A 19,167-nucleotide genomic window follows, 5' to 3' on the forward strand; every position below is an offset into this window, starting at 1 on the left:
GGGAAAACAGGCATTGCCTCAGCTCTTCAGTAATCGGCCCGAACCCTATCTCCCCATCCCGTGCGATAGTTTCTTCTCCCAGGCCTCTCTCCACACCACTTCTCATACCGCCGTCCCTCCCGACATGCCACCCGTAATATTAATCACTCCTCAGTTCGACTCCGTAGTATGAATCTCCCCAAAATTCCATTCCCCGCCGCCCTGCTGCTCCTTCTCGTGGTCTCTGCATGCGGCTGCATGGACCGGGAATCAGTCGTCCCCGATGAGGAGGCGGCACAGGTGCTTGCCTACGCAGACCCGGTCGCCGACAACCTCCTTGCCGGCTTCAACGAAGACAACTACACGAAGTACTCCCGCGACTTCAGCGGGGAGATGAGACAGGCGCTTGATGAGGCCGCGTTTGAGCAGAACCGCGAACACATCATATCCCGGATCGGGCTCTACGAATCCAGAAGGGCCCCTGTCGTCACACAGACCAACGACTACATCGCCGTAACCTACAAAGCAAAGTTCGAGCGGGAGGACGGGGTGGACATCCGGTTCGTCTTCAAGAAGGACGACGAATCGCACCAGCTCCAGGGGCTCTGGTTCAACTCCCCGAAGCTGCGCAGTTGAGGCACCCCGGCGGGGATTGCCGGCCGGCCCCGGGGTCATCTCTACCCCCGGGACAGCGGGTATTCGCTGCATCCGGGACCAGAGCGGGGGTTTTTCCGGAAACACCGGAAGAGCCGGGCCGCAGGCAGGACACCTGCTCACAGAACCGGTCGTTCCCACAATCCCGGCGGAAGGGTCCGGACGGAGAGGCTGGCCGGGGTCGTGATGCACGGGCGCATGAACCCGTCGCTCGCGGCGACGCACGTTTTTGGAGGGTTTGACAGGTTAGAAGAGGCTCTCCTCCTGATGAAAAAGCCCGTGCATGCTCCACCGGAGCATTGCCGGATCGACGGTAATGATTCAGGGCACTTGACCCCAGAACAGTATGCTGCTATGGGGATTCGAACCCCAGTCGCAGGAGTGAGAGTCCTGCATGATTGGCCGGTCTACACTATAGCAGCGCATTGCACCAATGTGCTCTACATAATTTGATCCGATACTATTTAAAAATGTCGCGTGCCTGCCTCTCACCGGCCCTGCCGGCAACCTGGTAATCGGAGCCCTATCCGGGCCGGGATCTCCCCGTCACCCAACGATTTCCATCACAGACACCAATAAGTAGCTGCCCAGCGTACTTATACCGGCAGCAATGAGCAGTGTCGAAGAGCAGATACGGGAACTTGAAGACGAGATCAAGAATACTCCGTACAACAAGGCGACCTCGAAGCACATCGGTCGCCTCAAGGCGAAACTCGCGAAGATTCGCGACGAAGCGGTAGCCCGGGCCATAGCCTCCTCGGGAGGCAGCGAGGGATACTCCGTGAAGAAGTCGGGAGACGCCACCGTTGTCCTGGTCGGTTTCCCGTCCGTCGGTAAAAGCACGCTGCTCAACAGGCTCACCGGCTCTGACATCAGCGAGACGGCGGCCTATGCCTTCACGACCGTCTCCGTCATCCCGGGCGCGATGGAGCACCGGGGCGCAAAGATCCAGGTCCTGGATATCCCCGGCCTCATCGCTGGCGCTGCCATGGGCAAAGGACGCGGGAAAGAGGTCATCGCCGTGGTGCGGAGCGCCGACCTGATCCTCATCCTGGTCGACGTCTTCAACGAGCAGCACACGGACGTCCTCCTCCGCGAGCTCCACGACGCCGGCATCCGGGTCAACCAGCAGAAACCTGATATCACCATAAAAAAGACCGGGAACGGCGGTATCCGGCTGAACACCGTCGGCGCCGTCGACCTCGATCTCGAGGAGGTCCGCTCAATCCTCGCGGAGAACAAGATCGTCAACGCCGACGTCCTGATCCGCGACGGCGTCACGCAGGACGACTTCATCGATGCGATGATCGGCAACCGGGTCTACGTCCCCGCGTTCGTCGCGGTCAACAAGGTCGACCTGGTGGACGAGAAGATGCGGGCGGAGATCGAGGGGGAGTTGACCGGGCGGTTCGGTGAAGCGCCCATCATGGTATCGGCGCACAGCGGCTACCGCATCGAAGACCTGAAAGACGCGATATTCGATAACCTGGGATTCATGCGGGTCTACTTAAAACCGGTCGGCGGCCCGGCGGATATGGACGAACCGCTGATCATCCGGAGCCCGGCGACGGTCGAGGACGTCTGCAACCGCCTTCACCGGGACTTCGCGGACAAGTTCCGGTACGCGAAAGTCTGGGGCAGATCGGCAAAACACGATGCGCAGCGTGTCGGGATCACCCATCAACTCGCGGACGGGGACATCCTCACCGTCGTCACCCGCCGCTGATCACATCCTCGATGACGGGGAGCGGGGCATCGGTCTTTATGGCCGTTCCCGAGTAGTGGGCGCGGCTCGCCCGGTAGCCGAGGGCCACAAGACGCCCGACGACCGTCCCGATGCCGCCGGGCGAGACCCGGAGCGATTTTGCGATGACGTGGTAGTCGTAATGGCTCGACGTATCCAGTTCCTGCCGGCAGGTATCGAGCAGCCGCGCGATCCGCGGCCCGGTCCCGGTTGTGACACCGGCGAGCGCCTCCTGCATCGCAGAGAGCGTCCGGTCGTCGTTGATCCCCCCCGTCCAGAGGGGGCCGACCGGCACGAGGTCCGCGCCGCAGAGCGCGCACTCCTCCGGTTCGGGGAGCATCCCGGCCTGCTCCGTCCGGTAGAGGCAGTGTGGGCACTGCATCACGTAGCCGATCCTCGATAGCGTCCGGTCGGCCGCCGCCGCCCCCTCCCGGAGCCCGAGGTGCAGGCGGTGGAAATGCTCGTGCGCGTAGCAGAAGAGCGGTTCCACCCCGCGGTCGTACTTGATCACCTCGCGCACGACAAACCCAAGAAGCGTCCGGAGGCCGACCTCGGCGTGGTACTCGGTGTTCCGCGGCCGGGAGAAGTAACGGCGCATGCCGGCTTTCAGGTGCGCCCCGCAGAGAGGCGCGGTGTCGGTGGCGGTGACGAAGAGATACCTCCCGGCGCTCCGGGCCGAAGAATCGACGAAGGGCGCCGGCGTCCCGAAGGGGTCGAGGTCGACGGCATCGAACTTCCTTTCGCTCATCAGCGCGTTTGCGTCGCTCCGGGTGACCTCGGCGGCAAGACCCAGGGCCTCGACGTTCTGCTGGATCAGGTCGACCGCCCGCTGGCTCCAGTCGTTGATCGTCACCGGGATCCCGACCTCGCAGGCCACCCGGAGCCCCCGGACGCCGGACGCCCCCATGGCGTCGAGGTAACTCTCCGGTCGCAGGACGGAGAGCAGGAGGATGGTGGCGTCCCGGTTCAGTTCCATGCGTGCGTTATAGAAGACCGGACCGCTTCCCGGCGGGAACTGGAGGTGAGGATCCTGCCTCGGCGCAAAGAACCGGGTTTTTCCCTCCGTAACCTCAACGACATCCATGCTTCCGGAAAAGGTGGATGCTCGATACCCTTATACCTTCTTATGAGTAATACTAATACTCCGATCTATGGGCTTGTGGCCTAGCCAGGATATGGCGTCAGCCTCCTAAGCTGAATGTCGGGGGTCCGAATCCCCCCAAGCCCGTCGTTTCTCCGAAATCCAGACCATCCGGTTATTTATCTTCCGCCCGAGAACCTGATCCGTTGAGCATGAGCGCCGCCGCCCTCGTCAGGATTACCCGCCCGCACAACGCCGTCGTTGCCGGCCTTACCGCCCTCCTCGGGTACCTCGTCGCCACGGGAACCCTCACGGTCCCCTCCCTCCTGCCTGCCGTGGTCGTCGTGCTCATCACCGCCGCGGGGAACGTGATCAACGACGTCTACGACGTCGAGATCGACCGGATCAACCGCCCTGAGAGGCCCATACCGTCCGGGGCGATCAGCCTTGCCGGCGCAAAGGCATACGCGGCGGCGCTCTTTGCCGGGGGCATCGCCCTCGCCACCCTGACGACGGCGCTCTGTCTCCTGATCGCTCTCGTGAACTCTCTGATCCTGGTCATATACGCCGCCTGGCTGAAACGGACCCCGGGCGTCGGCAACGTGGCCGTCGCCTACCTGACGGCGAGCGTCTTCCTCTTCGGCGGGGCCTTTGCGGGCATCGAGGGGCTCGTCCAGAACGTGTCGCTTGCGGCGATCGCGTTCCTTGCGACCCTCGCCCGGGAGGTCCTGAAGGACGCAGAGGACGTGGACGGGGATGCTACAGGGGGCGCACGCACGCTACCCATGCTCATCGGGGTCAGGCGGACAGGGCTGCTCGCGTTCGCCTCTGCCTGCGGCGCCGTGGCGGCAAGCCTCCTTCCCTCCGGCGACTGGTGGGGCCCCTTCTACCTCGCCGCCATCGCGGTCGTCGATATCATCATCCTCGCCGGGGCCGCCCGGGGGGTCAGGTGCACGACGCCGGACTGCGTCAGGAAGTCCAGGGCGACATCGATCCTGCGGATGGGGATGTTCGCCGCGCTCGCGGTCTTTGCGGTCGCCGCGGTGGTATAGGCCTGCCCTTCGGGATCACGAGGAGGATTTTGCCGGCAAAAACCCATATTGCCCCGCGGCACACGGGAAAATTTCAGTGATCATTTTATCTATCCCGGGGCAGAGTTATTATCGCGGGAGATCTGGATGAAAGTTTATCGGCACGGGAACACGTATATAGCACCGAAAGGTTCCTTTTTTGACGGAAACGTGAAGATAGACGGGAACTTCATCGCCCCTCCGGAGACGCACATCTGGGGCAACATCGTCGTCGCCGGCTGCCTCGAACTCGGGCCGTACTCGACGGTCGGCGGTTACGTCGAGGCGGAGAGCATCGTCATCGGCCACGACGCCAGGATCAAAGGGCCGCTCCGGGTCCTCGAGACCGCCACCATATGCGATAACGCCTGCCTCCACTCCGTCCAGGCGGGCGGGAACATCATCATACGGCCCGGCGTCAGGGTCGGCGACGTCAACAGCGCCGAGACGATCTTCGTCTACGGCAAGGTCACGAGCGAGCGGTTATTCGGCAGGGCTGTGAAAGTCTACGGCACCTGACGGGTGCTCGATACCGAGCAGGGCGGCATCCCGCACCCCGGCCCAGTCTGCAACCGTCTCCACGCACCCGTCCTTGAAGTTCACGACGCCGATGGCGGTGATCCCTATCCGGTCGGACATGTCGATCCCGTCTTTCACCTCCATGAGGCAGCCGACGCCGATGATCGCCTTCGGGCGATACTTCTTGACCATCCTTTTTATGAACGTCGAGCCCGGGACGATGAAGACGCGATACCCGAGCCCCTCCAGCCACGCCGAGTTCTCCCCGACCGCACAGCGGCCGCAGCGCCGGCATTTGAGGCCTTCCGGCGTCAGGTGCGCCGGACACTCCGCCGACCGCAGGCACTGGGGCAGGAAGACCGCCCGCTGCTCCACCGGCGTCCCGGCGAAGGCCTTTGTGTTCATGGTGTTCCTGAGCGTTATGAAGAACGTGATGAGGTCTTTATCGTCCAGCCCGAGGAGTTTGCAGAACGCCTTCACGAGCCCTTCGAGGAGGACCATGCCGGGTATCAGGATCCGGGGAAGGTAGAACTTTCCCCGGGTGATCGAGGCGGTCGCGATGATCGCGAGGGCCACCGCCGCAAGCACCATCCCGAGGATGAGGAAGAACGTAACCTCCCCGATGAGGGTCATCAGCCCGACCCAGGCCCCGGAGTCAAAGAAGGTCATCGTGGCCGGACCTCCCTTCCTTTCCCGACAAGCCGGAACGATTCGGCGTACGGCGGCCGGAGCACCCCGATCTCGGTGATGATCGCGTCGACGAGGTCGAGCGGGGTGGCGTCGAAGGCGTAGTTGAGCACGTTCACCCCGTCGGGCGCAAGCTGCCGGTCCCCGCAGTACGCGAGCTCGGAGCGGTCCCGCTCCTCGACGGTGATCTCCGCCTCCGTCCGGGCGAGGTCGAACGTGGAGACCGGCGCCGCAACATAGAACGGTATCCCATGGTGGCGGGCGGTGACGGCGTGCATGTAGGTCCCGATCTTGTTGAAGACCGCGTCCTGCGTGATCCGGTCCGCGCCGACGATGACGAGGTCTATCTCGCCCTTCCGCATCAGGTATGCGGCCGATGAGTCGGGGATGAGGGTCACGTCGATCCCGTCGCGGAGAAGCTCCCAGCAGGTGAGCCTCGACCCCTGGTTCAGCGGCCGGGTCTCGCAGGCGATCACCCGCACGTTCTTTCCGGCCGCAACCGCCGACCGGATCACCCCAAGAGCCGTCCCCCAGCACCGGCAGGCGAGCGCTCCCGCGTTGCAGTGGGTGAGCACCGTGCACTCGGCCGGGAAGAGTTCTTCGCCGAACGCACCGAGCCTCCGGCAGACCAGTTCGTCCTCTTCGGCGACGGCGTTCGCCTCGGCGACGGCGATGGCCTTCGCCTCGCCGACCGATGCGGCCATCGCGATCTTCCTTGCCACGCGGTCGATCCCCCAGGCGAGGTTGACCGCGGTCGGGCGGGTGCTCCTGAGGAGGTCGGCGGCCCGGCCGACCTCCGCGAGGAACCGGTCCAGCCCCGCCTCAGTGCTCCGGGCGGCCGCGAGCGCCACTCCCATCGCACCGGCGATGCCGAGCGCCGGGGCTCCCCGGATCTCAAGCCGCCGGATCGCCCGGGCGAGGTCCTCGACGGTGGTGCATCGCATCTGCTCGTACCTGCCGGGGAGGAGAGTCTGGTCAATGTATATAATGCTCGCGGTCTCTTCCTCCCACGCGATGGTGCAGGGCTCAGCCCGTTCCGGCATCTTCATCCCGCCCTGACCGTGTCGAGATACGCTCGCATCGCTGCCGCTTCGCCCATGGCGACGGAATCCGGTATGTCCCGGGGCGCGGTGGCCGTCCCCGCCACATAGATCCCGGGTTTCACCGTGAGCACGGGGCCGAGTTTCTGGTCGGCAACCCCGAAGAACCCGGACTCGTCCCGCGGGATGCCGAGCATCCGGCTGACATCCTCCGCTCCATGGGCAGGCTCAAGCCCGACGGAGAGCACCACAAGGTCCGGGTAGAACGTCTCCACCTCACCGGTCTCGGTGTTCTCCGCCGTCATCACCAGGCGGTCGTTCTCCTCGAGCACCTCGCCGGGGAACCCGCGGACGAACCGGACCCCGAGACTCTTCGCCCGTTCGTAGTACTCCTCGTAACCTTTGCCGTATGCCCGGATGTCGTTGTAGAAGACGGTGACCTCAATATCGGGGTTCTTCTCGCGGATGAGCATGGCGTTCTTCATCGCGTACATGCAGCAGACCCCGGAGCAGTAGGGGCGGCCGGCGGCGACGTCACGGGAGCCGACGCACTGGACGAACGCTATGCTCCGGGGGGTGTTGCCGTTCGAGAGCCTCCTCAGGCGGCCGCCCGTCGGGCCGCTTGCGTTGATCATCCGCTCAAACTCAAGGCTCGTGATGACATCGGGGATGGTGAGATAGCGGAGCTGCGCCTTGTTCCGGGCATCGAACGTCCGGTAGCCGGTCGCGACGACGATGCTTGCCGCCGGGATATCGATCACGTGTTCCTCGTCCTCGCGGAGGATCGCCTCCTTGCCGCAGACATCGTAGCAGAGGCCGCACTCGATGCAGTGCTCTTTATCCTTGACGACGATGTCGGGGACCGCCTGGGCGTGGGGTTTGTAGATCACCTTCCGGACGCCGATCCCGGCGTCGAACCGGTTGTAGACCTCGATCGGGCAGATCCGGGTGCAGTCCCCGCACCCGTTGCACTCGTCCTCGATGATGTAGCGGGGGTGCTTCCTGACCCGGACCCGGAAGTTCCCCACCTCGCCCTCGACCGACTCGACCTCGGAACAGGTGTGGATCGTGACGTTTGGATGCCGGGCCACCTCCACCATCTTTGGAGAGAGGATGCACATCGAGCAGTCGTTTGTCGGGAACGTCTTATCGAGCTGGGCCATGTGCCCGCCGATGGTCGGTTCGCGCTCGACGAGATGGACGTGGACGTTGTGGTCCGCAAGGTCGAGCGCAGCCTGGATGCCGGCAACCCCGGCACCGATGACCACGACGTCAGCCACGGCGGTACCTCCCTGCGAGTTTGACGTATTCCCGCGCGTTGCGGACGATGCCGTCCCGCTGCTCGGGCGTCGTCTCCCTGACCACCTTGCCGGGAACCCCGAGGACCAGCGAGTTTGGCGGGATCTCCTTCCCCTCGGTCACCACGGTGCCGGCGCCGATGATGGAGCCTTCCCCCACCACCGCGCCGTTCAGGATGACGGCACCCATCCCGACGAGCACCTCATCGTGGATGATGCAGCCGTGCAGGATGGCGCCGTGGCCGACCGAGACGTCCGACCCGATATCGACCGGGAACCCGATCGTGGTGTGGACGACGGCGTTGTCCTGGATGTTTGAGCCCGCTCCCACCGTGATCGTATCCCGATCAGCCCGGACCACGGCGCCGAACCAGATGTTCACGTCGTCGGCGAGCGTCACGTCTCCGATGACGGTTGCATTCTCTGCAATAAAGACGCGGTCCCCCACAACTGTTCCGCTCTCCATAGTACGTCTACTGTTGGTTGCAGCGATACAAAATCCTCTCCCTCGCCGGTGAGGGAAGGGCGCACGCGCCGGGCGGGGAGATGCGTGGTCTCACGTGAGGTGCGACGGGCAGGAGCCCGGGCCTGCCCGCGCTTCCCTGCAGGTGGGCTACTCATACACACTCTCCGGCATCCCCCACCCCGCCCGCGCCTTCGCAGGGGGATACTTCTTCGGTAGCCCCACCCCACCAGGCCTTCGGCCTCCTCCCCGCCCCTCGGGGGCGGGGGCAGTGCTCGCGATACCCGGTGGGCAGCCGTGCCCGGCTCCTCTCCGGGTTCTCCCCGTGGAGTGGACCGTGGTGGCTATCGCCCCTGGGGGAGGGGCCGACGGGGGGACTCGCTCCCCCCTCCCCTGCCTCCAACTCCCAAACTCCGTACTTCCCATCGACCTCACCCTGCCTGTGCTTCATGGGCGAATACCCATACGTTCCCTCCCTGAACCCCCCACGGTTGTGCCCGGGCGTAGCCTGAGATCCGACCTTCTCATAAGTACGAAACCCGGTCGGTACCCTCTGCCTGTGAGGGTCGCGATGGAGAATCAATGCACTATCCATAAACCTCCTCGCGGCAAACCGTTCCTGATGAAAGTGATGGTCGGGGGTACGTTCGATCCCCTGCATGCCGGGCACAGGAAACTCCTCTCCCGTTCCTTTGAACTCGCCGGGCCTGACGGCGAGGTGGTCATCGGACTGACGACCGACGAGTTTGCCGGGGCGAAGGTGCACCCCGTCCGCCCCTACCAGGAACGGCTGGCAAACGTCGCGTCCTTCATCAGGGAACGCGGCTACACGGCGGCATGGAGGGTCGAGCCGCTCTCCGACCGCTACGGCAGCGCTCTCGACGCCGACTTCGACATCCTCGTCGTCTCCGAGGAGACCTTCCCGGTCGCCGTAGAGATCAACGACCTCCGGCGGAAGCGGGGAAAAAGAAGGGTGGACCTCCACGAGATCTCGTGTGTCCTTGCCGAAGACGGCCGGCGGATATCGAGCACCCGGATCTGCCGGGGGGAGATCGACCGGCAGGGCCGCCTGATCAGATGATGTGACTTGCTATATCGTTCTTGATCAACCAGTCGCAGTAGAGGCAGTGCAGCCCTTTGTCGAGCACCTCAAACGTGCTCGCCACCGGCTCGTTCGTGTTCGTGATGCACCCGGGGTTCGGGCACCTGACCACGCCTTTGAGGACCTTCGGGATCTCCACACCCTTCTTCTCCGCCACATGGTAGTCGCGGATGATGTTGATCCTTGCGTGCGGCGCGATCAGGGCGATCCGGTCCACCTCTTCCGTGCGGAGCTCCCGGTTCTCTATCTTGACGATGTCCTTCTTTCCGAGCCGCTTGCTCTCGACGTTCGTCGCGATGCTCAGGCACTCCCGCGTCGACCCGGTGATCCCGAGGATCCGGAGCACGTTGAGCGCCTCGCCGGCGGTGATATGGTCGATGACGGTGCCGTTCCTGATAGGGCTGACGAGCAGCCCCCCTGACGGGTCTTTTCTGGTCATTTCATCACCTCATGGAGGAGCGCCATCCTGACGGGCACACCGTTCTTTGCCTGCTCAAAGTAGCGTGCATACGGCGTGCGGTCAACCGCCGGGTCGATCTCCCCGGCGCGCGGGAGGGGGTGGAGGATCATCAGGTTCTCCCTGACCCCGGCAAGGAGATCGGGCACGATCCGGTAACTGGACGCGACGTTGTAGTACGACGCCGAATCCGGGAACCGCTCGCGCTGGATCCTCGTGACGTAGAGGACGTCGAGATCCCGGATCACCTCCCCGACGTCCGCGTGCTCGATCACCTCCGTGCCGCGTTCGCGGAGTTCGAGGGTTATGTTCGCCGGCATCTCGAGCCCTCCCGGCGCGATCGTATGAAGCGTGACCCCGTAGAGGGAGAGGGCGAGCGCGAGCGAATGTGCGGTCCTCCCATAACGCAGGTCCCCGAGGAGCCCGACATCGATGCCGTCGATCGGCATCGACTGCCTGATGGTGTAGAGGTCAAGCAGCGTCTGGCTCGGGTGCTGCCCCGCGCCGTCCCCGGCGTTGATGACCGGCACCGCGGAGAACTCGCTTGCCAGCCGCGCGGCCCCTTCCTTTGGGTGGCGGAGCACGATGGTGTCCGCGTAACTGCTCAACACCCTGATGGTGTCGGCCAGTGTCTCCCCCTTGACGATGGAACTTGCCTCGACCGAATCGACGCTGATCCACCTTCCGCCGAGCCGCGCCATGGCCGTCGCAAACGACATCCGTGTCCGGGTGCTCGGTTCGAAGAAGAGGAGGGCGGCAAGTTTATCCTCAAGTGCCCGGGACCGGTATCCCCGGGTGTCGAACTCCTCTGCCCTGTCGAGCAGGTAATCAAGATCGCTCCTCTCAAAATCGCGGATAGAGATAATGTGGTACATCGTGCGGCTACCTTCCGGGGGTTTTCCGGCCGCCGGCGTGCGGGCGCAAAGATCCACCCCTCCCCCGCTGCGGTGCGGATAAAACCCCTCTTCTCTCCTGAATACTGGTTCGCCCCAAACCCACTAATACTTTTTTTCCGAAACTGCGGCCGATCCCTCATGACAACCTTTCTCATCTTTGCCCCTCATACTACTCCGGGAGGAGAATTGTGTCCGAACCAGAGGAAGTGTATGCCCCCGAGGTCTGTTGCCACTGCGGCGGGCTTGGATGCACATACTGTAACAAAAAGGGCACCGTGATGGTGCCGCAGCCGTCGCAGAAGTGCACGCATTGCGGCGGCGACTGCTGCATATACTGCGGGTACACCGGATGGGAACGCCCGCTGAAAGAGTACTAACCCCTATTTTCGTGCGATCGTGATGTAGCCGCTGTGGGCGACCCTGGTCGACGGCCGCGTCCCCCGGGCGGAGCGTGTCAGTTCACGCTCCATGCACTCGTAGCAGTGGACGTCGCGGAAGAGCGGCATTGCGGCGTCGAGCGCGATGAACGTGTGCTCGAGGAACGGCGTGTAGGTCGCGAGGTAGCCGCCGGGCGAGAGGAGCGAGAAGGCGTGCTCCACGTGCGCCGGTGTTATCGTGAGGTCCAGGTGGACGACGTCGAACGCACCGGTCGCCGTGAGCACGTCGGCCGCGATCACCTCGACGTTATCGAGGCGGGCGGCCCTGATGTTCTTCTCCGCGAGCCGGGCAAACTCCGGGCGCACCTCGTAGGTCTTCACCTCGCGGGCGATCTTCCCGAAGTAGATCGCGGCGACACCGCTCCCGGTGCCGGCGTCAAGGACACGGTCCTCACGGTTCATCCCCGTGTAGGCGATCACGATACCGATATCCTTCGGGAGCATCGGGGCGCCGCTCCTTTTTGCGTGGACGAAGAAGTCGGTCGCCCGGGGGCGGAGGACCGTAAACGGGGTGCCGAGGTGGGTCCTGATCTCGTCGCCGGGGTTCATCCCCACGAGCGCCCCGCGGTCGATCATCCCCCGGTCGGTGGAGAACTGCCCCTCGCCCGCCGTCACGAAGTACTCGCGGTCCTCACCGACGAGCAGGAGGTGTTCACCGGTCTCGATCATTGTTGTGCGAGTCTCAGGATCGCTTCGGCGATGTCGCCGCGGGTCTCGATGAGCGCCTTCTTCGCGGCCTCCTCGGTAGCCCCGGCCTGGGATGCGACGAGGGCGACGTCTTCGTCGGGGATCTCCGGGACCGCCTCTTCAAACCGGGCCTCCCCGGTGAGCTGGTAGGTGGTGACCCCCTGCATCGTGGTCGCGACGACCTGGGCATCGTCAAAGACGTAGTTTCCCGCGGGCGTGTAGATCACCACCTTCTCGACGCCCTCGATCTCCTCCATCTCCATGCCCATCTGCTTCATCATCTGCTTCATCTTTTTCGGGTTTATCTTACCTGGAAACATTCGGATCCTCTCCCCTGTCGTACTTTTACCGCTACACCGTAATTAAATGCCAGCATCTCCCGGCCGGAGAGCAGGGCTGCGCCCGTGGCAAGGAGCACGTCGTTCCCGGTCACCACCAGCACCTCGTCCCCTGCGCGGATACGCTCGTCGGCAGCGACGACGTGCTTTGCCATCGCATTCTTCCCGTCCGCGATGAACGCTGCCACATCCTCCTGCACCGCCACCCGGTAGGCCGGGGGGGCGAGGACGGCCAGAAGGCGCGTCGCCCCGGCGATCCCGAGGGTCAGGCGGCCGTCCTGTGCGCGAACGGTCGCAAGCCGCTCGTTTCCGAGCCGCACCTGGCGGATGCGCCCGGTCGTCGAGAACTGGAACGTGCACCCGTCGGGAAAGAGGGCCTCTCCCGACCCGGCGCCGAACTGGAAGTCAGCTATCACCCGTATCCGCCGGAGCGAACTGTCGTTTGAGTATTCGGTTGACACCATCAATAAACTCCTCTTCTGCATCGTGGGGGATGAACGCCCCGGCCGCGATCCGGTGCCCCCCGCCCGCGCCGCCCACCGCTGCCGACGCCTCGACGAGCGCTCCCTGCAGGTCGACTCCCCGGGCGATCGCCCATTCGTTCGTCCGCATCGAGACCTTGGTGACCTCCGGTTCGTCCACCATCACGGCGAGCACCATGATCGGTTTTCTCCAGTTCAGTTTGGAGAGCGCCATGCCCGCCCCGATCCCGACGATGGTGTCGGGGAACCGGTCGCCGGTGTGGATGTACTGGAGGTGGGAGAGTTCCGTCACCCCGGTATCGAGGATATACTGGAGCAGGTCGCGGATGACCGAGCGGTGGTGGGCGAGCATGTACTCCGCGTCGCGGTAGGCGTCGCCGCGGTCTCCGCAGCAGATGCTGCTCCCGACCTTGGGCTTTGCCCACCGGCCGCAGGCGTTGAGCAGGGTGGCGTACTCGGAGGCGTTCCGGAGCACAGTCCGCCCGGGTTCGTCGGGGAAGATGTAGGTCTCGGCGAGGAGGCGGTCGGTCTCTCTCCCGTGCGCGATGAGCTGCTGGGCAAGGGCGCTGATGATCGTGCGCCTGTCGTCGAACGGAAGTTCCTCCCAGACGAGCCAGCCGCCCTGTGGGTTCTTCAGCGTCACGCCGAGCTTCTCGAGGAACCGGAGCGCCCCGGTTGTGCTGTTCGATATCCCGTCGATGTAGGGGTCGTCGCAGTAGCCGAGGCAGACGTGGACGGGGCGGGTGGACGTCCCGTAGCAGTTCAGGTCCGGTTTCTGCACGACGATGTTGCCGTACGCCACGCCGTCCTGGACGATATCGCGCGCCGGGCCGACCAGTCCGCAGTTCTCGCGGGCCATCATGTCGCCGACGTTCCCGACCACGGCGAGCTTTGCAAGGTCGGCGTTGGCCGGGTCGATCGCTTTTGCGACCAGGTAGGCGATGCCCGCGGCGCTCATCCGGGTGATGCCGAAATCAAGGCAGTTCACCTGGGGATAGGCCGTGCCGCAGGGCTGGCTGACGTGGTGGTCGATGATCAGGACGTCGTCCGCATCGAGACCGTGGTCCGAGAGAAGGATCTGCTGGCCGGCCCCGAGGTCGGTGAAGAGTTTCAGGGAGTCATCCTTCGGGACGTGGCGCATCGCCATCGGTTCGAGCTGGCGGACGAAGACGGAGGTGACGGATATGCCTGCACGGGCGAGCGCCTGCGCAAGGATCGACTCCGTGCTGATACCGTCGGCGTCGATGTGGGAGATGATCGTCACCGACTCCGCTTCAGCAATCCGATCTGCTGCTCTCCGCGCATCACGTTCGAGGCCCATCTCCATAGTAGTGCGTCGCGGGTGTCAATAAACCATGCGAGCGCGGGGGAGAACGTGGTGCCCGGGAGTGGGGCGGGCGGGCGCAGGGGAAGCGGTTGAAACCGCCTCTCCTCTCCCCACTCCGTGCCCTCCGTGGCGATACTCCCGCGGCCCGCTGCACCCCTGCCCTTCGGCCGGCCGCCGCTCGCACCGACCCGCTTCCCGGAGAATCCCACTCAAAAGGTATCTATGAGAAGAATACCATAGCACCCATCAGGCAACCTTCCGGGAGGGCGAGGGATGGGAGCAAACGGTATGCGGGAGTTTCTGGAGGTCGGCGTGATCGATGCGGGCCGGATGCGGGCAATCGAGGAGAACGCTGCTGCGCTCGGCCAGTCGTCGCTTCTGATGATGGAGAGCGCCGGCCGGGCGGTCGCGGAGGCCGTCCTCGCCTATAACCCCGACCGCGTCCTCGTCCTCTGCGGGAAGGGGAACAACGGCGGCGACGGGATGGTTGCGGCCCGGTACCTCCAGCACCTCGGCGCGGTCGACGTCGTCTACCCGGACTCCGGCCCGATGACCCCCGCGGCCGCAGCCCAGGCATCCCTCCTCCGACACTGCTCCGTCGCCCTCCACCCGGTCAGGTGCGCGGCCGACGTCGAGCCCCTCGGCCGCCTTTTCGAGGAAGCGGACATCATCGTCGACGCGATGCTCGGGACCGGGGCATCGGGCGCGGTGCGGGAGCCGCTCGCGACCCTTGTTACCCGGGCAAACGCGGGCCCGGCACCGGTCATCGCCGTCGATATCCCCACCCCCGGCATCCGGGCGGGCCGGATCCTATCATTCCACCGGCCGAAGGTCGAGGGCGCGGACGTCGCGGATATCGGCATCCCCATCGAGGCGGAGGTCTTCACCGGCCCCGGCGACCTCCTGCTCATCCCGGCGCGGGCACCCGGTGCCCACAAGGGCGCCGGCGGCGAGGTCCTCGTCGTCGGGGGCGGGCCCTACCAGGGGGCGCCCTACATCGCGGCCCTGGGGGCGCTGCGTGCCGGGGCCGACATCGTGCGGGTCGCCTCCCCTGCCTGTATCCCCATGCCCGACCTGATCTACGAGCGTCTGGAGGGGAGGACGATCACAGAGGAGCACCTGGAGACGATCCTCCCCCTCGTCGACCGGGCCGACGTCGTCGTCTGCGGCATGGGCCTCGGGAAAGAGAGCCACGACGTCGTGCTCGCCATCGCGGAGGCGGCAGAGCGGGCGGTCTTTGATGCCGATGCGCTCGCCCGCCCCCTGCCTGCCGCAAAGGAGACGATCTACACCCCGCACGCGGGCGAGTTCGCCCGGATGACCGGGAGGGAACCCCCGGCGGACCTCGTCGCGCGCGCCCGGTGCGTGAAGGCCGCCGCAACGGCGGGGACCATCCTCCTTAAAGGCCCGGTCGACATCGTCTCCGACGGGGCGCGGGTCAGGTTCAACCGGACCGGGACTCCCGCCATGACCGTCGGAGGGACGGGCGACCTGCTTGCCGGTGTCGCGGGAGCGCTCTTCTGCCACCTCCCGGCCTTCGAGGCGGCCTCTATCGCCGCATACGCGAGCGGGAAAGCCGGCATGCGGGCGGCCGGAGAGCGCTGGTGCGGGATGCTCGCAACCGATATGCTCGACTACATCCCGGAGGAACTCTTCCCCCGGGGGGCACCGGAGTAGTCCTCTATACCGTTGCCCCCCGGCAGGGCGGGCGCCGGAACCTCCGGGGCGCGGCGACCCGGTACAGCACCCTGCCCGAAGACGCCTTCTTTTATCCCCCGGGAGACAGAAGATCTCTTGCGATACACATGAACGAGTCCGGCAAACACGGCAAGATCCCTGTCTTCACGCACATCGAGAACGACCGCGCGCAGATGGTGGATATCACGGCGAAGGCCGAGGTCCCCCGGGAAGCGGTTGCAAGCGGCAGGATCTACCTCCGGGGCGAGACGCTCCGGGCCATCCGGGAAGGAACCACGGTCAAAGGCAACGTGCTCGCGACCGCACGGGTGGCGGCCACCCTCGCGGTGAAGGATACCCCGCGCATCATCCCCATGTGCCACCCCATACCGCTCGGGGGCATCACCATCGACTTTGCGGAGGGCGACGGCTACATCGAGGCGACCGCCCGCGTGAAGTCCTACGGGAAGACGGGCGTCGAGATGGAGGCCCTCACCGGCGTCTCGGTCGCCCTCCTCACCGTCTGGGATATGGTCAAGTCGGCGGAGAAGGACGAGGACGGGCAGTACCCGGTCACCCGGATCGATGCCGTCCGCGTCGTGGAGAAGCGCAAGGGGATGTAGGTCCACCCGCGGGCGCGGGACCCGGCAAAAAGGAATTCTTTATTAGCGCTCTCGTCAACCTGTTAGGAACCACGGGATGCGTCCCGGAAAGGAATGTGGCGGAAACGCTGAACCTGAGGTGATTTGAGAATGGCAAAATCGATGTATGCCTACGTTCGCGAGGCATGGAAGCGGCCAGACAGGTCGGAAGTGAAAAGCCTCCTCTGGGAGCGCCTTCAGCAGTGGCGCCGCGAGGGGAGCGTCGTGCGCGTGGAGCGCCCGACCCGGATCGACCGGGCCCGCTCGCTTGGATACAAGGCCAAACAGGGTATCGTCGTCGTGCGGGTCAAGGTCCGCCGGGGCGGCCGGAGAAAACCCCGGTACGTCCGCGGGCGCAGGACCGCACGCATGGGCATGCGCCGGATGACCCCGGCAAAGAGCCTGCAGCGTATGGCCGAGGAACGTGCGTCCCGCAAGTTCCCGAACATGGAGGCCTTGAACTCCTACTGGGTCGGGGAAGACGGACGGTCCAAATGGTTTGAGGTGATCCTTGTCGACGGCCACCACCCGTCGATCCGGAGCGACCGCAACCTCGCGTGGCTGGCCGACCCGACTCACCGGGGCCGGGCGGAGCGCGGCAAGACCTCTGCCGGCATGAAGGGCCGCGGCATGCGGACGCGCGGGCGCGGGACCGAGAAGACCCGCCCGAGCATCCGCTCTCACGCGAACCGCGGCAAATAAATAACCCTTTTTTTACATACGGCCTCTCTACAATGAAGATCACAGATGCGAGCGTACGTCCCTATCCCGCCGGCGACTCGTCGCTTGCGCGGATAGCGGCCGAGGCGGCAGAACTCGGGTTCGACAGCATCGTCGCCATCGGCGAGGGCGCTCTCCCGGGCCGGGGGCCGGCGGTTCTCCGCGGTGCCGTGATCGGTGCCGCGTCCCATAAGGAGGTCATCAGGCAGGTGCGCGAGCCCGCCGTCCGGCGTGCCGACGTGGTCTTTGTCAACGCGGGGGACATCTCCTTCAACCGTGCCGTCGTCTCGGTCAAAGAGGTGCAGGTCCTCAGGAACATCCACACCACCCGGAAGAATGCCTTCGACCACGTCGCCGCACGGTCGGCGGCGGAGCGCGGCGTGGCGGTGGATATCTCGATGGTACCCCTCATCCAGTACCGGGGGACGAAGCGCCAGAGGGCGCTGCAGCGGTATGAGGATATCCTCCTGCTGCACCGGCGTTACGGGTTTCCACTGACGATATCGTCGGGCGCATGCTCGATCCTCGAGCAGCGGTCGGTCCGGGAGATCCGGGGCCTCTGCGCGCTCTTCGGGATGACCGGGGTGGAAGTGAGCGAGGCTCTCGCGTCCGTCGGCCGGCTCATTGAACCGGAACAGCCCGTGAGGGTGGTCGGATGAAACCGAGGCCGCCGGTGATGCGGACAAAGCGGCGCTATATCCTGGCGCGGATCCTCCCTTACGGGATGGTCGTAGACCAGAAAGGGGTCTACCTCTCGGTCATCGAGGCTGCGACCTCGCTCTTTGGCGATGCGGCCGTCGGTCTCGCACAACCGGCGGTGGTCTTCTGCGACGGTGGGTACGCCGTGGTCCGGTGCCGGCGGGGAACGGAGAAGGAGATCGCCACCGCTCTTGCGACGGTCACCGCGTTCGGCGATGAGCGGGCCGCACTCCGGACGGTCGCGGTTTCCGGGACCATTCACGCGCTCCGGCGCCGGATAAAGCCGATCTGCCCCCTCTCCGGGGCCGGGGAAGCAAAGATCGGGGAGAACTGTTTTACAGTGTACCGCTATCCCCGTCAAAAGGTTGATTTGGTTGAAAAAGGTATTAAGCATCAGAAGCCATTGTTTTTCACCGAAGCCGATTTGGAGGAACGATAATGCAACCACAATATCAGATGGGATATGACCGGGCGATCACGGTGTTCAGCCCGGACGGAAGGCTCTACCAGGTTGAGTACGCCAGAGAAGCAGTGAAACGGGGAACGACGGCCGTCGGCATCAAGTGCCGCGAGGGAGTCGTGCTGATCGTGGACAAAAGAGTGACGTCCCGCCTCCTCGAGCCCGTCTCCATCGAGAAGATCTTCAAGATCGACACGCACATCGGCGTGGCGTCCTCCGGCCTCGTCGGCGATGCGCGGGCCCTCGTGGACAGGGCACGGGTCGAGTCCCAGATCAACCGGGTCTCCTACAACGAGCCTATCAACGTCGAGATCCTCGCAAAGAAGCTCTGCGACCACATGCAGACCTACACCCAGTTCGGCGGTGCACGCCCCTACGGGACCGCTCTCCTGATCGCCGGGGTCAGCGACGGGGAAGCACGGTTGTTTGAGACCGATCCGAGCGGCACGCTGCTCGAGTACAAGGCGACCGGGATCGGCACGGGCCGGCCTGCGGTCATGAAGGTCTTCGAGGACGAGTACCAGGAGGATGCTGACTTTTCCGGCGCCATCAAACTCGGTATCAAGGCCCTGCATGCCGCAACAGAAGGCAAGCTGGACGTGAGCGCCATCGAGATCGGTATCGTCTCCATCGCGACCCGGGAGTTCCGGAAACTCGGGAAAGACGAAGTAAAGACCTACGTCGACCAGTTCGAAGAGTGAGCGTCACC

The 19,167-nt window shown here is 64.8% G+C and carries 22 protein-coding genes and 2 tRNA genes; 12 read left to right on the plus strand and 12 right to left on the minus strand.

Annotated features, from left to right (window positions below):
• The first annotated feature begins 168 nt into the window (after positions 1 to 168).
• Entirely contained in the window at positions 169 to 615 is a 447-nt protein-coding gene (locus QZ408_RS01080) for a DUF3887 domain-containing protein (protein WP_292488957.1), read from the plus strand.
• 365 nt (positions 616 to 980) lie between these two features.
• On the opposite strand, the gene QZ408_RS01085 is transcribed toward QZ408_RS01080, so the two are convergent.
• A tRNA-Glu gene (locus tag QZ408_RS01085) sits at positions 981 to 1,055 on the minus strand.
• A gap of 188 nt (positions 1,056 to 1,243) precedes the next feature.
• Here QZ408_RS01085 and QZ408_RS01090 point away from each other — a divergent pair.
• Positions 1,244 to 2,359 (plus strand): GTP-binding protein, encoded by a 1,116-nt coding sequence (locus tag QZ408_RS01090; protein WP_292488959.1) that lies wholly within the window; start codon positions 1,244 to 1,246, stop codon positions 2,357 to 2,359.
• On the opposite strand, the gene QZ408_RS01095 is transcribed toward QZ408_RS01090, so the two are convergent.
• A complete protein-coding gene (locus QZ408_RS01095; protein WP_292488961.1) occupies positions 2,346 to 3,461 on the minus strand; it encodes a tRNA (guanine(10)-N(2))-dimethyltransferase in 1,116 nt (371 codons plus the stop codon). The genes QZ408_RS01090 and QZ408_RS01095 overlap by 14 nt on opposite strands.
• A gap of 69 nt (positions 3,462 to 3,530) precedes the next feature.
• Between QZ408_RS01095 and QZ408_RS01100 the strand changes: the two genes are divergently transcribed.
• From QZ408_RS01100 to QZ408_RS01110, 3 genes are all read left to right on the plus strand, one after another.
• Positions 3,531 to 3,605, plus strand: a tRNA-Arg gene (locus QZ408_RS01100).
• A gap of 65 nt (positions 3,606 to 3,670) precedes the next feature.
• Positions 3,671 to 4,510, plus strand: a complete 840-nt coding sequence (locus tag QZ408_RS01105; protein ID WP_292488963.1) for a geranylgeranylglycerol-phosphate geranylgeranyltransferase — start codon at positions 3,671 to 3,673, stop codon at positions 4,508 to 4,510.
• A gap of 126 nt (positions 4,511 to 4,636) precedes the next feature.
• Positions 4,637 to 5,047: a polymer-forming cytoskeletal protein gene (locus QZ408_RS01110; protein ID WP_292488965.1), complete on the plus strand. Its 411-nt coding sequence runs from the start codon at positions 4,637 to 4,639 to the stop codon at positions 5,045 to 5,047.
• On the opposite strand, the gene QZ408_RS01115 is transcribed toward QZ408_RS01110, so the two are convergent.
• Genes QZ408_RS01115 through QZ408_RS01130 form a run of 4 tightly spaced genes read right to left on the minus strand, consistent with a single transcriptional unit; the run spans position 5,012 to position 8,538 of the window.
• Positions 5,012 to 5,716, minus strand: a complete 705-nt coding sequence (locus tag QZ408_RS01115; RefSeq protein ID WP_292488966.1) for a DUF116 domain-containing protein — start codon at positions 5,714 to 5,716, stop codon at positions 5,012 to 5,014. The genes QZ408_RS01110 and QZ408_RS01115 overlap by 36 nt on opposite strands.
• Positions 5,713 to 6,777, minus strand: coding sequence for an S-methyl-5-thioribose-1-phosphate isomerase (gene mtnA / locus QZ408_RS01120; protein ID WP_292488968.1), 1,065 nt, complete (start codon positions 6,775 to 6,777; stop codon positions 5,713 to 5,715). The genes QZ408_RS01115 and mtnA overlap by 4 nt, the downstream gene beginning before the upstream one ends.
• 2 nt (positions 6,778 to 6,779) lie before the next feature.
• Entirely contained in the window at positions 6,780 to 8,054 is a 1,275-nt protein-coding gene (locus tag QZ408_RS01125; protein ID WP_292488970.1) for a CoB--CoM heterodisulfide reductase iron-sulfur subunit A family protein, read from the minus strand.
• Positions 8,047 to 8,538, minus strand: coding sequence for a gamma carbonic anhydrase family protein (locus tag QZ408_RS01130; RefSeq protein ID WP_292488971.1), 492 nt, complete (start codon positions 8,536 to 8,538; stop codon positions 8,047 to 8,049). The genes QZ408_RS01125 and QZ408_RS01130 overlap by 8 nt, the downstream gene beginning before the upstream one ends.
• A gap of 619 nt (positions 8,539 to 9,157) precedes the next feature.
• Between QZ408_RS01130 and QZ408_RS01135 the strand changes: the two genes are divergently transcribed.
• Positions 9,158 to 9,616: a phosphopantetheine adenylyltransferase gene (locus QZ408_RS01135; protein WP_292488972.1), complete on the plus strand. Its 459-nt coding sequence runs from the start codon at positions 9,158 to 9,160 to the stop codon at positions 9,614 to 9,616.
• On the opposite strand, the gene pyrI is transcribed toward QZ408_RS01135, so the two are convergent.
• The 6 genes from pyrI to QZ408_RS01165 form a co-directional block, all read right to left on the minus strand.
• The gene (gene pyrI, locus QZ408_RS01140) at positions 9,609 to 10,076 is read right to left on the minus strand and encodes an aspartate carbamoyltransferase regulatory subunit (RefSeq protein WP_292488975.1); all 468 of its coding nucleotides are present in this window, start codon (positions 10,074 to 10,076) and stop codon (positions 9,609 to 9,611) included. The genes QZ408_RS01135 and pyrI overlap by 8 nt on opposite strands.
• Entirely contained in the window at positions 10,073 to 10,969 is an 897-nt protein-coding gene (pyrB, locus tag QZ408_RS01145; RefSeq protein WP_292488977.1) for an aspartate carbamoyltransferase, read from the minus strand. The genes pyrI and pyrB overlap by 4 nt, the downstream gene beginning before the upstream one ends.
• A gap of 401 nt (positions 10,970 to 11,370) precedes the next feature.
• Positions 11,371 to 12,096 (minus strand): methyltransferase domain-containing protein, encoded by a 726-nt coding sequence (locus tag QZ408_RS01150; protein WP_292488979.1) that lies wholly within the window; start codon positions 12,094 to 12,096, stop codon positions 11,371 to 11,373.
• On the minus strand, positions 12,093 to 12,434 hold the full coding sequence (locus QZ408_RS01155) for a nascent polypeptide-associated complex protein (protein WP_292488981.1): 342 nt from the start codon (positions 12,432 to 12,434) through the stop codon (positions 12,093 to 12,095). The genes QZ408_RS01150 and QZ408_RS01155 overlap by 4 nt, the downstream gene beginning before the upstream one ends.
• Entirely contained in the window at positions 12,416 to 12,916 is a 501-nt protein-coding gene (locus tag QZ408_RS01160) for a PUA domain-containing protein (RefSeq protein WP_292488982.1), read from the minus strand. The genes QZ408_RS01155 and QZ408_RS01160 overlap by 19 nt, the downstream gene beginning before the upstream one ends.
• Positions 12,858 to 14,255, minus strand: coding sequence for a DHH family phosphoesterase (locus QZ408_RS01165; protein ID WP_292488984.1), 1,398 nt, complete (start codon positions 14,253 to 14,255; stop codon positions 12,858 to 12,860). Before QZ408_RS01165 ends, QZ408_RS01160 begins: the two co-directional genes overlap by 59 nt.
• A 279-nt stretch (positions 14,256 to 14,534) precedes the next feature.
• On the opposite strand from QZ408_RS01165, the gene QZ408_RS01170 reads away from it, so the two are divergent.
• The 6 genes from QZ408_RS01170 to psmA all read left to right on the plus strand — a co-directional run bounded on the left by QZ408_RS01170 (position 14,535) and on the right by psmA (position 19,159).
• Positions 14,535 to 15,938 (plus strand): NAD(P)H-hydrate dehydratase, encoded by a 1,404-nt coding sequence (locus QZ408_RS01170; RefSeq protein WP_292488986.1) that lies wholly within the window; start codon positions 14,535 to 14,537, stop codon positions 15,936 to 15,938.
• Positions 15,939 to 16,066: 128 nt separating this feature from the next.
• Positions 16,067 to 16,561, plus strand: coding sequence for a cyclic pyranopterin monophosphate synthase MoaC (gene moaC, locus QZ408_RS01175; RefSeq protein WP_292488988.1), 495 nt, complete (start codon positions 16,067 to 16,069; stop codon positions 16,559 to 16,561).
• Between the two features lie 129 nt (positions 16,562 to 16,690).
• A complete protein-coding gene (locus QZ408_RS01180) occupies positions 16,691 to 17,281 on the plus strand; it encodes a 50S ribosomal protein L15e (RefSeq protein WP_292488991.1) in 591 nt (196 codons plus the stop codon).
• Positions 17,282 to 17,313: 32 nt separating this feature from the next.
• Complete coding sequence (locus QZ408_RS01185) at positions 17,314 to 17,958, plus strand: RNase P subunit p30 family protein (RefSeq protein ID WP_292488993.1); 645 nt, start codon at positions 17,314 to 17,316, stop codon at positions 17,956 to 17,958.
• On the plus strand, positions 17,955 to 18,437 hold the full coding sequence (locus QZ408_RS01190) for an Rpp14/Pop5 family protein (RefSeq protein WP_292488995.1): 483 nt from the start codon (positions 17,955 to 17,957) through the stop codon (positions 18,435 to 18,437). The genes QZ408_RS01185 and QZ408_RS01190 overlap by 4 nt, the downstream gene beginning before the upstream one ends.
• Positions 18,437 to 19,159, plus strand: a complete 723-nt coding sequence (gene psmA / locus QZ408_RS01195) for an archaeal proteasome endopeptidase complex subunit alpha (protein ID WP_292488997.1) — start codon at positions 18,437 to 18,439, stop codon at positions 19,157 to 19,159. The genes QZ408_RS01190 and psmA overlap by 1 nt, the downstream gene beginning before the upstream one ends.
• The last annotated feature ends 8 nt before the right edge of the window (positions 19,160 to 19,167 follow it).

This window comes from Methanoculleus sp. 10 (assembly GCF_913757945.1).
Lineage (GTDB): Archaea > Halobacteriota > Methanomicrobia > Methanomicrobiales > Methanoculleaceae > Methanoculleus.